This window comes from Wolbachia endosymbiont of Trichogramma kaykai (assembly GCF_045765165.1).
Lineage (GTDB): Bacteria > Pseudomonadota > Alphaproteobacteria > Rickettsiales > Anaplasmataceae > Wolbachia.
In genome coordinates, this window is the sequence record NZ_JBJJXK010000003.1 from 97,785 (window position 1) to 110,531 (window position 12,747).

Here is a 12,747-nt window from a genome sequence, read left to right on the forward strand (position 1 = left end):
TAGTATTTAAATTAGAATATATGTCTATGTTCAAGTAGAGATAGATGGATAAGAAGTTAACTAAAAATAAAAAATCATTGACTAATGAGAAGAATAAAAAAATATCTCTTGTTAAAGATTTTGCCAAAAATAAGAGTAGAAGAGATTTTATCACATTAACTGCATGTGCCATGGCAGGTATAGGAGCTGCAAACGGTCTTTGGCCATTGGTTGAGTCTATGAGTCCTTCTGCTGAGGTTTTAGCGATGTCTACGGTTGAGGTTAATCTATCTGATATTCAAGAAGGACAAGGAAAAAAGGTAAAATGGCAAGGTAAGCCAGTATTTATCCGCAAGCGCACAAAACAAGAGATTGAGGCTGCAAGAGCCATAAATGCAGAAAATTTGAGAGATCCTGAATCAGATGAAAAAAGAGTATACAAAGGGAAAGATGAATGGTTAATTATGATTGGAATATGTACCCATCTTGGATGTGTACCAGTTGATCACGCTACGAAAGACGGCAACGGTTGGTTCTGCCCTTGTCACGGTTCGTATTATGACACATCAGGCCGAGTAATTGGCGGTCCTGCACCAAAAAACATGGCCATACCTGACTACTTTTTTCCAAGTGAAAATATTGTAGTAATTGGCAAGAAGGCTTAACGGATTTTTATAATTAAAGTAATAAAAGTATACTCCATTTCAAGAAGCACACTGACTTCATAGGCAAAGCTCTTGAAGTCTATCAAGCTAATTTTATACTATGCACATATTCGGGTGATAATTAAGAAACTTGCCTGCCAAATCTTCAGAGTTGATAGCTAAATTTAAAACTTGTTCCTTTGCGTCAGAAAAATGCTGACTAACTTGCTTAAAGTTATTTTCTAACTCTTCGAGGATGGAGCTGAAATTAAAAAACTTTTCTGCATTTTATCAAGATTTTGAGTTATATAGCTTAATACATAAAGATAGAGACAAGAGGGGAAGAGATATGGTAAAGCAAGAAAAGGTTGAAAGTGAGGGATAAATGGAGTCAACATATCAATATGAATTAAGGGAAAGAGTGATTTCAGTGGAATCGGGAGTCGCAATAGTAAAAGTGAAAGAAATCTTCAAAGTAGAACTATCCCCCAAAGCTGCACATGGACATAGAATATCCTTTATCAGGTATGGACGTAAACATTGAAGATCTTCCCCTAGAGCTGGATATAGATATAAAGTCATTTATACCATTCCCTATATTCGGGAAAAATATCACATGCCAAGAACCTTGTCAAAATTATATAATCTATCTCTAGAGCAGGTTATTGAGAATGTCAATTCACATAAAAGAGCCAGGTATTCCTAACACCACTAAACTCATAAATTCATTTGCTAGAGTTTATAAGTATCTTGTTTATAATAATTTTGTTATATCGTAAAACCATCTATATCGGCCTATTTAAACAGTATTTTACTTTCCTTAAGGATTTTGAAAGACCACCTATTGAATTCTATGATATTATTTTTTGTGAGATCGTTATGCACGTTATGGCAAGGAAGGCAGAGAAATTTGTTAAGTAGTTTTTGCATCTATATGAGCTACTTGAATAATGGTTACAATATTTGTACAATCGTACAGCATGAGCTGAGTTCGCTTAGCCCCTATCTACATATTCAGTTCCACCAACAGTTATTGCATCGACCTTGAGTGTTGGCTGACCAACTCCAACAGGTACATTTTGCCCGTCTTTTGAGCACGTACCAACACCAGGATCTAACTTTAGATCATTACCAATCATTGATACTTTTTTTAGCACTGTTGGCCCATCACCAATTAGCGTTGCTCCCTTGACTGGTTGTGTAATTTTACCATTTTTTATTAGGTAAGCTTCCGAAGATGAGAAAACAAATTTTCCTGATGTTATATCAACTTGTCCACCACCAAAACTTACTGCATATAGGCCTCTCTTTACACTGGATATTATTTCTTCTGGTGTATATTTTCCTGGCAACATATAGGTGTTTGTCATGCGTGGCATAATAACTTCTTTGTAACTTTCTCTTCTACCATTACCAGTTGGATTTACACCCATAAGTTTAGCGTTCATATGATCTTGCATATATCCTCTTAGAATTCCATCTTCTATAAGCACATTATAGCCAGGTAAAGCACCCTCATCGTCTATGCTAATAGAACCACGCAAATTAGGCAGAGTTCCATCATCAATTACAGTAATGTTACTGGCTGCCACTTGTTTACCCATAGAATTTGAAAATGCAGAGATCCCTTTACGGTTAAAATCACCTTCAAGTCCATGACCTACAGCTTCATGCAATAATATTCCTGGCCAACCTGAACCTAAAACAACTGTCATCTCTCCAGCCGGAGATGGAATTGCCTCAAGATTTACTAGCGCTTGCTCTAACGCTTGGTTTGCAACTTCTTTCCACTTCTTCTCAGAAACAAATTTACTATAAGAGTCTCTTCCACCGTGCCCTGCAGAACCTCTCTCGGCTCGGCCATTTTTCTCTACGATGACTAGTACATTAAAACGTACCAAAGGCCTAATATCGCTTAACCTGTGATCATCTTTTATTATTTGTACAACTTGCCATTCTCCATTTAGAGTTATTTTTACCTGCTTCACGCAGTTATTCTTCGACCTTACATACTCATTAATCTCATTGAGTAGTTTAATTTTTGAGCTCAGATCCATTTCATTTATGGGATTAATCGTTGAATATAGGCTTTTTGCCTCCTCATTTAAGTTTACTGAATTTGTTTTGCTTAAAGATGCTGAACTTTTTACCATAGAAGCAGCTTTACTAATTTCTTTTTCGCTAATCTCAGAAGAGCAAACAAAAGACGTACTATCTTCACAAAAAGACCTTAGACCAAATCCTCTTCTGATATTTAAATCCATATGTTTTAATATATTATCATCAAAAATTAGGGATTCTGATTGGCAAAACTCTAAAAACAGCTCACCACCATCACTATTGCTCAAAGCGTTGTTGACTATTTTATATATATTATTAATATTCACATTGTTCTGAGTAAAAAATATTTGATCTAGATTTGGCATCACCTTTGAGCTAAAAACTACTTGAGTATATTATTTTATTTTAACATGGTAAATCACAAAAAGCCCGGGTGGCGGAATTGGTAGACGCGCTAGCTTCAGGTGCTAGTAACTTTTCAAGTTGTGGAAGTTCAAGTCTTCTCCCGGGTACTCTGTATTGATTTTCAAGTCAACTAATGTTATGATATAATGTGCGTTTGCTGCTAAGTTTGTGAGTTATGAGGAAGAGAGGCTTATTTACAGGAGAAAATACGAACTTATTCAAAACACTTGGTTACTGCACTATCTATTGTTTCTTTGATGGGGTATACAGCAGCATTAGCCCTAAATATTTCTTCCTTAAGCTTGTACTGTACTATTGTCAGCACTATGCTAGGTGAACTTTCGCTTGCTTTGAATATATGGTCATTAAATGATCATTTAAGGCAGTGTGGCCTTAATAAGCAACTCGATACCTCTTGGCAAGATAAATTAATGAAGATCTGCCTCGACATTACATCTAACGTTTCATTTTTAATAGGAGGAATTACATCTATATTACCTCTTGAATTTCCTATTATCCCCTTTATTTCCGTTGCTTTTTCTATTCTAGGCTGTACCTTTATGGCAAACAATTTCATTCGAACTATGATTAGTCAGCCGCAAATAGATGAAACCAAAACCTCAAAGCTAGTGAACATTCAATCTGCAATAGCTCCCTGCATTATTACATGTTAATAACTTAGCTTATTTAACTTGACAAATTACGCCATCTCCCTTACTACACTAGCGATAGTATTTATCCTTGTTTTTAATATCCGCGGATTTAACAGCAAAACTCGTTAAAAAATCAGATATTTATTGGCAAATTACATAAAAATTATAGCGGCTGTATGCCTTTTAAATTTTTTCTACATTTAACCAAATCGCGCCTAAAATAAGAGTTAGCACATTATTATAACGCCAATTTACATTATTATAGGGTCAAAACTCACTGCTGGGGGGTTTTGCCTTTTTTTTGGTAAATTTCTTGATATTTATTAAGAAAGTAATTTAAAAAGGTGTCATTCCAGCGCGTGACGCTGGAATCCAGCTTTTTCATAATCATCGGAAACATTGTATTTTAACATTACTTTTATACTCGTAAAATTCACTAGATCCCAGTGTCTAGCACTGGGATAACAGCATCATAAAGGAATCAATGTCAGATACTTGAATGACATCACTATAAAGTAGATTCCTGTGCTGAAATAGAGGCTACTTAAGTAACAAGATAGATAGAACTGGCATTAATCTGATTTGAGTTACTCAAATGACCAATGAAAACTGTAACCCTAAACATTGAAGCGCTATTATGCACTAAGTGATAACTTTCATACACTTATCATGGCAGTCGTGAAAGAAATAATTCATACAATAAGCATGAATGAAATGATTTGGAAATTTATATATTATAAAGTATTAATAGTTAGTTAATTTATTAGGTGGGGATATGGGGTATAAGTTAAGAAAAAGAGAATATAATTATAATGAAAGTTTATTTAAAGAGATAGGCATTCAGGTATAAGAAGTAGAAGGTCGTAACTTCTTAGAAATATCTAATATAACAGTAAAAATTATAGAAGGTTATCAAGAAAGTGTCACCCAGATAAACCAGGAGGTAGCGATGAAAAAATGCAGGCCTTTAACAGAAATAAAGCAGCACTTTTGCAATATATTAAACCACTAAGTGGAAGAATCAGGGATTAATCATTCCTGAGGAATGGAAAAGGTGTTTACAGTCAATTCAGCAAGGTCAGAATGATAAGCGTACAAAGTATTATTTTGTTTTTAGTTTAGTAAGATTCCTACTGTCCGTCTCGTCATTAGTGTCGTATATTTACTTGGGGTTGAAGCTATATAAGGCTGCTAATTTTACTGATGCACCTGGCATTTTGTTTAGTGCGAGCCTAATAACATTTGTTACAACTTTTTTTCTTATCTGGTTATTTGATAGCTTCTGTAGTTAAAGAAGCTGTGGACTTGCAAAATTCTCAACGGGAACAAGTTGAAAATTTAGATCAAGAAGAGAGACGGGAAGAAATATTAAAAAGCAAAAGATTTAAATATTTCATTTTTACTTCCCAATGTTCGAGTTATCTCCCTCCTATTTTATTAATAGCAGGTTTGGTGTTACAGTACCAATCTAGTTGCTTAAACAGTAAAATAATCATCGGATTCGCTGCATTATTAGGTTGTAGTTTATTACTACACTTAGCAAGTGAAATCTGCGAGAGAAAAGTTGTAAATCTTGTAAAAACTGAAGGAATAGGTGATGAACAAAATGTATCTATAGGAGCATTAACCGAAAAGCCAAGCAGCATTGTAAATCCTGATGGTGCTTTTAACGTCTCGGCTCATCAAGTAGGTTGATTATTCTCCATACTCAAATCTCTGGCTAAAAATAACGAGCCACAGATTAGTATGGTTTTGACGTTTTGTATAGAAGCTTTTAGTATGTGATTTGATATAGCATCTCTGATTGATTCACATTCAATAGCATTTACTCCTATATTATGAGCTCTTTCTCTGATTAAATCTGTACTTGTTGCTTTAGGTTCAGATTTAACACAAACGGCGCATAGTAGTTTGATGTATGGCTTTAAGTGCTCTAAGAACTCTGCCACATTTCTATTGCGAGTGACACCAAAGATCGTATAAACACCTTCAGCAAAATTGTCTTTTATCCACCCAGCTAACACTCTGGCACCATCACTGTTGTGTGCACCATCTAGAAATAATTGCCAATCTTTTGGTAATAAAGAAATTAAATTACCTTCTTTTATAGACTCTAGCCGTGCAGGCCAATAAGTGCTCTGTAAACCTGAAGCAATATCCTCTTCTCCAATATTAAATCCATACTTCCCACTCAAAATGCTACATGCTGCAATTGCGTTTCCTGCATTGATTATTTGATGGTCTCCTTTTAAAGATGGCAAAGAAAATTCTATTGATTGAATAGTCGATTGAAAGACCATCCTGTTATTCTGTTTTTTGCAATTCCATTCAAGTCCTCCTCTATACAGAGGAGATTTCTTGTTTATTGCATGATGTTCTAATGTGTTCGTTATAGATTTTTCTTGTGGTGCTATTACGCAAGGAACATTAGGTTTCATTATTCCAGCCTTTTCACCTGCTATGGTTTCTACGGTAGGACCAAGATATTCTGTATGGTCAAGTGCAATGGAAGTGATGATCGTTAGAATCGGATTATCTATAACATTTGTTGCATCAAGCCTTCCACCCATACCCACCTCAACTAAAGTAATATCCGCTTTATGGCGAGCAAAAGCCAAGAAAGCTGCAATTGTTGCGGCCTCAAATAGAGTGATAGGTTGTTCCGCAACTGCTATACGGCATTCTTCCAGTGAGTTATGTAATTCACTATCATCGACATCATTGCCTGCAACAACTATTCTCTCATTAAAATTCACTAAATGTGGAGAAGTGTACGTATGAACTTTATACCCTGCTGCTTGCATTATATATCTTATAAACGATAGCGTTGATCCTTTGCCATTAGTGCCAGCTATGTGAATTATTGGCGGTATTTTTTTCTCGGGATTACCCAATTTATTTAGAAAGATTTTTATGCGATCAAGAGAAAAATCCTTTGGCCTACTGCCAACCAGCTTAGGCCAATGAGGCATGTATATCATAAATTATTGTTACGTTTTAATTCATCTATTACACTTGCCATGCCATTCGTGTCGATCTTTTCACTAAATTGAGAACGTTGATTAATAGCAATACTTATTCCACTCATTACAACATCGTTTATTAAGAAAGAACTGTCACTTTTAGTAACTTTAAAGTCAATATTTGTAAATTCCTCGTCACTATAAGAAAATCTTGTTCCTATCAGGCAAGTTTCATCGTCAACTGCTCTTGTACTCATTATGATCATTTCACTATTATTTATGTATTTATACAAAATTTTAGCGCACAAGCGCGCGAGATATACTTCATATTCTTTTAGAAACTCTTCTTTTTGTTTCTGAGTAGATAAATTCCAATATTTCCCCATTACAAATCGAGATATTTCTTTGAGGTTAACATTATTCTGAATGATCTTCCGAAGCTTTTCGTGTATATGTTCTGAATTTTTTCTATTCCCTTTCATAGACGTATTATCTACTTGCTGCTTCATGGCAAGCACAAAAGTTTTGTGACCTATACAACTCGCGTAAGCACTTGAGGATATTAAAGTAAAAATGGTTAAGAGCTTAATAACATTCATAAGATATATTTATTAGCTATGATACTTAGAATGCAAAATTTAACAAAGGCAAAATAATAATCGCTAGCTTTAATATATCCATAGACATACTCTATATAAATAATCTATAATTGTTAGGGGTCTGTGCTATACGTTGTGAGTTAAGTTAAATTTCCCGAGCGATAATTCTGATAAAGGGAATTGCCTCTGCTAATTTCATTGAAATTGGTACGTGATGCCCACCTTAACTTTAGGTCTCAGGAGTATACTAAGACTGACGGTAGATATGGATCCCATTTTTATTATTCAGATTTATGTTACACCAATATAAAGAACAAGGTGTTTTTTTCTGTTCATCTCATAGGGTGTTTCAAGTTGTAATTGACGTTGAGAACTATCCTGATTTTGTTCCTTGGTGCAAAGCTGTTTATATAAAAGAAAAAACTGATAGCCAAATGATTGTGGATCTCCTTGCAGCTTTTCATGGCATTAAAGGAAGTTACACATCAGAAGTGACCTCCCTTGCTCCAAATGGAATAAGTGAAAGTTGGATAAAAGCTGTCTCTTCAAATGGAATATTTAAAAATTTATACAACGAATGGAAATTCACTCCTATGAGCAAAAATAAAACTATGGTAGAGTTCTATGTAGAATTTGAGTTTAAATCCAATTTGTTTTCTACTTTATTAAACTCGGTGTATAAATATGCACAAAATAAAATAATTACTGCATTCAAAGACAGACTAGAAAGTCTTGCTGAGTAAAAGTTATCTTGACATCATTTATATAAATGCATAAATTTTTAATAAGTTCAGTATTTACATTGTAATGATTTTTAGATTATTATTCTTACTTATTTTTACAAGTGTTAGTTCTTATGCAACTATTGAACAAAACTTACCCAACACTCAAAAAACTGATAAAATAACGCCAAAAGAACTACTGTCGCTATTGCCTGATGATAAATTATTAGGAGATCGAAAAGCACCAATTTTAATGATAGAATACGCCTCGCTCACTTGTTATCACTGTTCTCTTTTTCATAAGAAAGTTTTTCCTAAAATCAAAGAGAAGTACATAGATACAGGTAAGATGTTGTACATATTCCGTCATTTTCCTCTAGATTACAGAGGATTAAAGGCTGCAATGCTAAGTTATTGCTATGAAAAAGAAGAAGACTATTTTAATTTTAACAGAGCTGTGTTTAATGCAATAGACTCGTGGAACTACTCTAATTTTAGTGATTTAACTATACTACAAAAAATTGCTGCACTAAGCAATTTGAAGCGAGATGTATTTAACCAATGCATTAACGATAAAAAGATGATGGACAAAATTATAAATGATAAATCACTTGCAATTAATAAACTTGATATCAAAGCTACTCCTGTATTCATCATCAAGCTTAACAATGACAAATCATACGTAGAGAATGGCAAAATCAAACATGAAGGATACAGAGACCTGGAATACTTCACTAATGTAATAGATGAGTTATATGGAAAAGCTATAGTGAAGTAATAACACCGTAGCTTACCATATACAAAACCTATGCTGAATCAGTATTTTTTGATACTGTTTGTTGCTTTTTACGCTCAAACTCCCTTTTTTTACTGTGCCAAGCATAATAATACATAGCAATTTTATTCTCTATTAATACTATCGTTCCATCATAAAATTGGACCATATCCATAACTTTTTTCTGAGCCTCGTTAAAGCGTTCTTTGTACTTCTCGCGATAAGCTGGATTGTGCAGTAATTTCACTCCTTCATTATTATTAGATTTCTTGCTTAACTTTTCAACTTCGTTAGCGATGTTATAAGACATATAACCCCCTCTAATTGATCATAAAAATTACATTTTAAGAGAGATGTAAATAAACGATCCCTTAATTCTAGTATAACAATCGATTGTTATACTAGTTAACCATAGTAAAATATATAATAATCTTTGTCACTTAAAATTTTACTTTATAAAATAACAACTTAAAATAAAAATTTATTATTCTTAAATCTATTGTTATCTTTATAAATCCTATATAGATTAAACCTCCTTGGTTTATATTATAAAACTTAATGCGTCATAACTTTAGCAGAAAATCGTTGTACATAAGAAGCTTATTTGCAAAAGAGTATAAAAAAATAGAAGAACATTGTACTCTTGATAAGAAACAACGTATTCAAATTACTCCTGAAGAAGGAAAATTATTAAATTTATTTATCAAAATCCATAAAGTTAAAAGCATAGTTGAAATTGGCACGTTATATGGTTATTCGTCAATTTGTATGGTAAAAGCTTTACCGAAAGATGGTCATATCTATACAATAGAAAATAATCCTCAACACTCAAGAATAGCAAAAAAAAATTTTAGTGCTTTTAATCTAAGTGATAAAATTACTCTAATAGAAGGTGATGCACTGGAAAAAATTAATGAATTATCAGCAAAGGCACCATTTGACATGATATTCATCGATGCTGACAAAAGTAGTTATCCTAAGTATTTAGATTGGGCAGAGTCATACATTAAACAAGATGGGCTAATCGTTGCAGATAACACTCTATTATTTGATACAGTATTTTTAGAATCGCCTCCAAAAGAGGTATCAGAAAAGTCATGGCATGCTATGAGAGAGTTTAACGATAGATTGTCAGATGAAAAAAAATATTTCTCCATATTGATCCCTACTGACGAAGGAATGACTGTAGCTTTAAAACTAACGCAAGTTAAAAATCAAGGTCAGCGTAATGTCTAGGGGGAGTTAAGCCAAAAACTCTCTCTAACAATATTTCGCGAAAACAAGGCCTTGATTTAACAATGGAGTACCATTCTTTTAAAATCTTACTTTTTTCCCACGGGAAACTATTTACGTAGTCTATTATAGAAATATGTGATGCTAAAGTAATATCGGCTAAAGTGAACTTATCGGTTGCAAGCCAAACGTTCTTGTTAATTAAGTGTTCGATGTATTCCATATGGCAAGGCAGGTTATGCTGAGCTGCATGAAGAAATCTAGAGTCAGGGCTGCGGCTAGTAATTACTTTTTCATTCATAATATACTTAGTAACTTCATTGTAAAATTTGCTATCGAACCAATTGATTAAAGCGCGTATTTTAGACTTAATAATAGTGGATGAACCAAGTAATTTGACGTCACTATTGTAAGTCTCTTCCATATATTCACAAATGGCATTACTATCCGCTATTACAAAGTTATTATCTATTAATACTGGTACTTGTCCGATTGGATTGATCTCCATGAATTCATTCCGCTTTTCCCATGGATTTTCATATACAAAATCACAGCTCAGATTTTTTTCCTTGAGAAGAGCTCTAACTTTTCGTGAAAATGGACAAAGAGGAAAATGATATAAAATCATAATATTCCTCTTTTGTTATTCCAATACCTATATGTTGTCATTCCAGTACGTGACATTGGAATCCAGCTTATTTCATTACGGACACTACTTTTAACATATACTCCTAGAATCCATTGTCCATCGTATAATTTCCAAATATTTTTATACTTGGATCCCAGTACAACTGTACGAACATTGTAGTTTGAGAGCAATCCCCACCGGAAGGGTGTCATTTCAGTGATTGACACTTGAATCCAGTCCTTATTATACAACAGGCTAATGTATTCATTTAAAATTAAGTTTTCTGGATCCCAGTGTATGGGCACTGGGATGACAGAAGAAGAGTATTTTGGGTAACAGCTGTTTACTCCAAAGTAATGTTGCAAAAGGTCTAACATATAAATTATAATACTAATATAGAATATACCTTGCTAAAAAAAAAAAAAAGTATAACCTTTTGTAAGGTATGCAGGCAAAAATTCTGTAACTTGGTCAGGTCAGAAATGAAGCAACCATATCAGAATCTTTTTGGGTTGCATACCTATTTGTACTATTTGTTTTATTCTAGGCTATGAACATAGCATTGAAATATCGTCCTAGTAGCTTTAAAGATTTAGTAGGTCAAGATATATTAGTGCGTATACTAGAAAATGCTTTTACTCTCAACAAAATTCCACAATCTATGCTGCTTTCTGGTAGCAGTGGAATTGGTAAAACCACCACTGCAAGAATAATAGCTTTATGTTTGAACTGCTCATTGGGGCCAACTTTTGAACCTTGTGGATCATGTACAAGTTGTCTGGCAATAAAAAATTCAAGCCATCCAGATGTAGTTGAAATCGATGCGGCAAGTCACACTAGTGTTGAGGATGTTAGAGCGATCTTGGGAGATATTTGCTATTTACCAATAAGTTCTAAGTTTAAAGTTTACATTATAGATGAAGTACATATGTTATCCAGCAATGCATTTAATGCATTACTTAAAACTCTAGAAGAACCACCATCTAGCGTAAAGTTTATTCTAGCAACTACAGAAATAAAAAAGATACCAATAACTGTTATTGCACGTTGTCAAAGGTTTGACTTACATAACATTCCTTCAGCTAAGATAATGGAGCGTTTAAATGATATTGCACAAAAAGAAAATTATTTTATTGAAAAAGAAGCATCGGAATTAATTGCGCACCACTGTAGCAATTCAATGCGTAACGCTTTATTTTTGATGAATCAAGCAGTGCTGTATAGCAAAGATGGTACAATATCCACTCAAAGTGTTACAGACATACTTGGTCTAGTAGATAGAAACGTTATATTTGATCTACTGGAGGCAGTATTAGACAGTGATTTACAGAAGGCTTTGTTAGTATTCGACAATGTGGTAAAAACAGCAAATCCGCTCAATATTTTTGAAGATCTACTGCAAACAATCCAGTTAATATGCCGTTTTTTAATTACAAAAGAGATTGATACAGAATATGAGAAGAGCAGAGTAAAAGATTTGAGTGCAAAAAAGTCTTTAATATTTTTTTCGAGATTGTGGAAGGTGCTGCTTAAGGGTATTCAAGATATAAAGGTTTCAACATGTAATGAAATTGCCGCTGAAATGATATTAATTAGCCTTTGTTATCTTTCTGATTTGCCTTCTCCGGAACAGGTAATCAAAAAAATTCTTTCACAGAATGTGGAGCAAGGAAATAGACAGGGCAGACCTGTTGCACCTTCCCCTCCTGTCATCCCAGTGTGTGACACTGGGATCCATGTGAAAAATAAACAACAAAATTACGATTTTGATAAGATTTTGCAACTATTAAAGCGGAGTAACCAAATTTATCTTTACAAACAACTGTGTAGTAATCTACAATTAATAGATTGTAGATTTGGGTATTTAAGATTAAAAGCTGTATCTAACTTGAACAGTAATTTTTGTAGTGACTTGAAAAGTTACTTAAATCGAGCTACTAATCGGGAGTGGGTTATTATAGTTGATACGAGTTATATGAATGAGGAAGTGAGTAGTTTAAATTGTGCACCTGCAGTTAAGGATATATTAGATACGTTTAAAGGTGCAAAGATAGTTAATGTGGAAAATAAGGAGTAGGTTGTGGA

Annotated in this window: 15 protein-coding genes, 1 tRNA gene and 2 other RNA genes; 12 read left to right on the forward strand and 6 right to left on the reverse strand. The window is 33.7% G+C overall.

The window, feature by feature from the left end:
* Positions 1 to 44 precede the first annotated feature (44 nt).
* The 3 genes from petA to wTKK_RS02450 all read left to right on the forward strand — a co-directional run bounded on the left by petA (position 45) and on the right by wTKK_RS02450 (position 1,167).
* Positions 45 to 644 carry a ubiquinol-cytochrome c reductase iron-sulfur subunit gene (petA, locus tag wTKK_RS02440; RefSeq protein WP_407511863.1) on the forward strand — a complete coding sequence of 200 codons (600 nt, stop codon included), beginning with the start codon at positions 45 to 47 and terminating at the stop codon, positions 642 to 644.
* A 235-nt stretch (positions 645 to 879) separates the two neighbouring features.
* Positions 880 to 1,008, forward strand: a complete 129-nt coding sequence (locus wTKK_RS02445) for a hypothetical protein (RefSeq protein ID WP_407511865.1) — start codon at positions 880 to 882, stop codon at positions 1,006 to 1,008.
* Complete coding sequence (locus tag wTKK_RS02450) at positions 1,009 to 1,167, forward strand: hypothetical protein (RefSeq protein ID WP_407511866.1); 159 nt, start codon at positions 1,009 to 1,011, stop codon at positions 1,165 to 1,167.
* 451 nt (positions 1,168 to 1,618) lie between these two features.
* Here wTKK_RS02450 and tldD read toward each other — a convergent pair whose 3' ends face one another.
* The gene (gene tldD / locus wTKK_RS02455; RefSeq protein WP_407512215.1) at positions 1,619 to 3,049 is read right to left on the reverse strand and encodes a metalloprotease TldD; all 1,431 of its coding nucleotides are present in this window, start codon (positions 3,047 to 3,049) and stop codon (positions 1,619 to 1,621) included.
* A gap of 62 nt (positions 3,050 to 3,111) precedes the next feature.
* Here tldD and wTKK_RS02460 point away from each other — a divergent pair.
* From wTKK_RS02460 to wTKK_RS02470, 3 genes are all read left to right on the forward strand, one after another.
* Positions 3,112 to 3,196, forward strand: a tRNA-Leu gene (locus wTKK_RS02460).
* A gap of 150 nt (positions 3,197 to 3,346) precedes the next feature.
* On the forward strand, positions 3,347 to 3,763 hold the full coding sequence (locus wTKK_RS02465; RefSeq protein WP_407511867.1) for a hypothetical protein: 417 nt from the start codon (positions 3,347 to 3,349) through the stop codon (positions 3,761 to 3,763).
* A gap of 1,278 nt (positions 3,764 to 5,041) precedes the next feature.
* Positions 5,042 to 5,437: a hypothetical protein gene (locus wTKK_RS02470; protein WP_407511868.1), complete on the forward strand. Its 396-nt coding sequence runs from the start codon at positions 5,042 to 5,044 to the stop codon at positions 5,435 to 5,437.
* Here the strand turns inward: wTKK_RS02470 and wTKK_RS02475 are convergent.
* Together wTKK_RS02475 and wTKK_RS02480 are read right to left on the reverse strand one after the other, a co-directional pair.
* The gene (locus tag wTKK_RS02475) at positions 5,425 to 6,723 is read right to left on the reverse strand and encodes a bifunctional folylpolyglutamate synthase/dihydrofolate synthase (RefSeq protein ID WP_407511869.1); all 1,299 of its coding nucleotides are present in this window, start codon (positions 6,721 to 6,723) and stop codon (positions 5,425 to 5,427) included. The two genes, wTKK_RS02470 and wTKK_RS02475, sit on opposite strands and share 13 nt — an antisense overlap.
* The gene (locus wTKK_RS02480) at positions 6,720 to 7,304 is read right to left on the reverse strand and encodes an MlaC/ttg2D family ABC transporter substrate-binding protein (RefSeq protein ID WP_407511870.1); all 585 of its coding nucleotides are present in this window, start codon (positions 7,302 to 7,304) and stop codon (positions 6,720 to 6,722) included. The genes wTKK_RS02475 and wTKK_RS02480 overlap by 4 nt, the downstream gene beginning before the upstream one ends.
* A 115-nt stretch (positions 7,305 to 7,419) precedes the next feature.
* Here wTKK_RS02480 and ssrS point away from each other — a divergent pair.
* The 3 genes from ssrS to wTKK_RS02495 all read left to right on the forward strand — a co-directional run bounded on the left by ssrS (position 7,420) and on the right by wTKK_RS02495 (position 8,804).
* Positions 7,420 to 7,580: non-coding RNA, 6S RNA (ssrS, locus tag wTKK_RS02485), on the forward strand.
* Between the two features lie 17 nt (positions 7,581 to 7,597).
* On the forward strand, positions 7,598 to 8,047 hold the full coding sequence (locus wTKK_RS02490; protein ID WP_407511871.1) for a type II toxin-antitoxin system RatA family toxin: 450 nt from the start codon (positions 7,598 to 7,600) through the stop codon (positions 8,045 to 8,047).
* 64 nt (positions 8,048 to 8,111) lie between these two features.
* Positions 8,112 to 8,804 (forward strand): thioredoxin domain-containing protein, encoded by a 693-nt coding sequence (locus tag wTKK_RS02495; protein WP_407511872.1) that lies wholly within the window; start codon positions 8,112 to 8,114, stop codon positions 8,802 to 8,804.
* A 28-nt stretch (positions 8,805 to 8,832) separates the two neighbouring features.
* Here the strand turns inward: wTKK_RS02495 and wTKK_RS02500 are convergent, their stop codons facing one another.
* Positions 8,833 to 9,111, reverse strand: coding sequence for a DUF2671 domain-containing protein (locus wTKK_RS02500; protein ID WP_407511873.1), 279 nt, complete (start codon positions 9,109 to 9,111; stop codon positions 8,833 to 8,835).
* A 248-nt stretch (positions 9,112 to 9,359) separates the two neighbouring features.
* Between wTKK_RS02500 and wTKK_RS02505 the strand changes: the two genes are divergently transcribed.
* Entirely contained in the window at positions 9,360 to 10,037 is a 678-nt protein-coding gene (locus tag wTKK_RS02505) for an O-methyltransferase (protein WP_006013497.1), read from the forward strand.
* Here wTKK_RS02505 and wTKK_RS02510 read toward each other — a convergent pair.
* Together wTKK_RS02510 and wTKK_RS02515 are read right to left on the reverse strand one after the other, a co-directional pair.
* Entirely contained in the window at positions 10,009 to 10,662 is a 654-nt protein-coding gene (locus wTKK_RS02510; RefSeq protein ID WP_407511875.1) for a glutathione S-transferase family protein, read from the reverse strand. The genes wTKK_RS02505 and wTKK_RS02510 overlap by 29 nt on opposite strands.
* The gene (locus tag wTKK_RS02515; protein WP_407511877.1) at positions 10,659 to 11,039 is read right to left on the reverse strand and encodes a WPE palindromic element domain-containing protein; all 381 of its coding nucleotides are present in this window, start codon (positions 11,037 to 11,039) and stop codon (positions 10,659 to 10,661) included. The genes wTKK_RS02510 and wTKK_RS02515 overlap by 4 nt, the downstream gene beginning before the upstream one ends.
* Positions 11,040 to 11,097: 58 nt before the next feature.
* On the opposite strand from wTKK_RS02515, the gene ffs reads away from it, so the two are divergent.
* An RNA gene (gene ffs, locus wTKK_RS02520) (signal recognition particle sRNA small type) lies at positions 11,098 to 11,196 on the forward strand.
* 16 nt (positions 11,197 to 11,212) lie between these two features.
* On the forward strand, positions 11,213 to 12,739 hold the full coding sequence (gene dnaX, locus wTKK_RS02525; RefSeq protein WP_407511878.1) for a DNA polymerase III subunit gamma/tau: 1,527 nt from the start codon (positions 11,213 to 11,215) through the stop codon (positions 12,737 to 12,739).
* Positions 12,740 to 12,747 lie beyond the last annotated feature (8 nt).

Coding starts and splice junctions, on each gene's coding strand:
- wTKK_RS02475 (WP_407511869.1), bottom strand. CDS start 6,723: ATGATATACATGCCTCATTGGCCTAAGCTGGTTGGCAGTAGGCCAAAG.
- petA (WP_407511863.1), top strand. CDS start 45: ATGGATAAGAAGTTAACTAAAAATAAAAAATCATTGACTAATGAGAAG.
- dnaX (WP_407511878.1), top strand. CDS start 11,213: ATGAACATAGCATTGAAATATCGTCCTAGTAGCTTTAAAGATTTAGTA.
- wTKK_RS02515 (WP_407511877.1), bottom strand. CDS start 11,039: ATGTTAGACCTTTTGCAACATTACTTTGGAGTAAACAGCTGTTACCCA.
- wTKK_RS02445 (WP_407511865.1), top strand. CDS start 880: ATGGAGCTGAAATTAAAAAACTTTTCTGCATTTTATCAAGATTTTGAG.
- tldD (WP_407512215.1), bottom strand. CDS start 3,049: ATGCCAAATCTAGATCAAATATTTTTTACTCAGAACAATGTGAATATT.
- wTKK_RS02480 (WP_407511870.1), bottom strand. CDS start 7,304: ATGAATGTTATTAAGCTCTTAACCATTTTTACTTTAATATCCTCAAGT.
- wTKK_RS02490 (WP_407511871.1), top strand. CDS start 7,598: ATGTTACACCAATATAAAGAACAAGGTGTTTTTTTCTGTTCATCTCAT.
- wTKK_RS02510 (WP_407511875.1), bottom strand. CDS start 10,662: ATGATTTTATATCATTTTCCTCTTTGTCCATTTTCACGAAAAGTTAGA.
- wTKK_RS02465 (WP_407511867.1), top strand. CDS start 3,347: ATGGGGTATACAGCAGCATTAGCCCTAAATATTTCTTCCTTAAGCTTG.
- wTKK_RS02450 (WP_407511866.1), top strand. CDS start 1,009: ATGGAGTCAACATATCAATATGAATTAAGGGAAAGAGTGATTTCAGTG.
- wTKK_RS02495 (WP_407511872.1), top strand. CDS start 8,112: ATGATTTTTAGATTATTATTCTTACTTATTTTTACAAGTGTTAGTTCT.
- wTKK_RS02505 (WP_006013497.1), top strand. CDS start 9,360: ATGCGTCATAACTTTAGCAGAAAATCGTTGTACATAAGAAGCTTATTT.
- wTKK_RS02500 (WP_407511873.1), bottom strand. CDS start 9,111: ATGTCTTATAACATCGCTAACGAAGTTGAAAAGTTAAGCAAGAAATCT.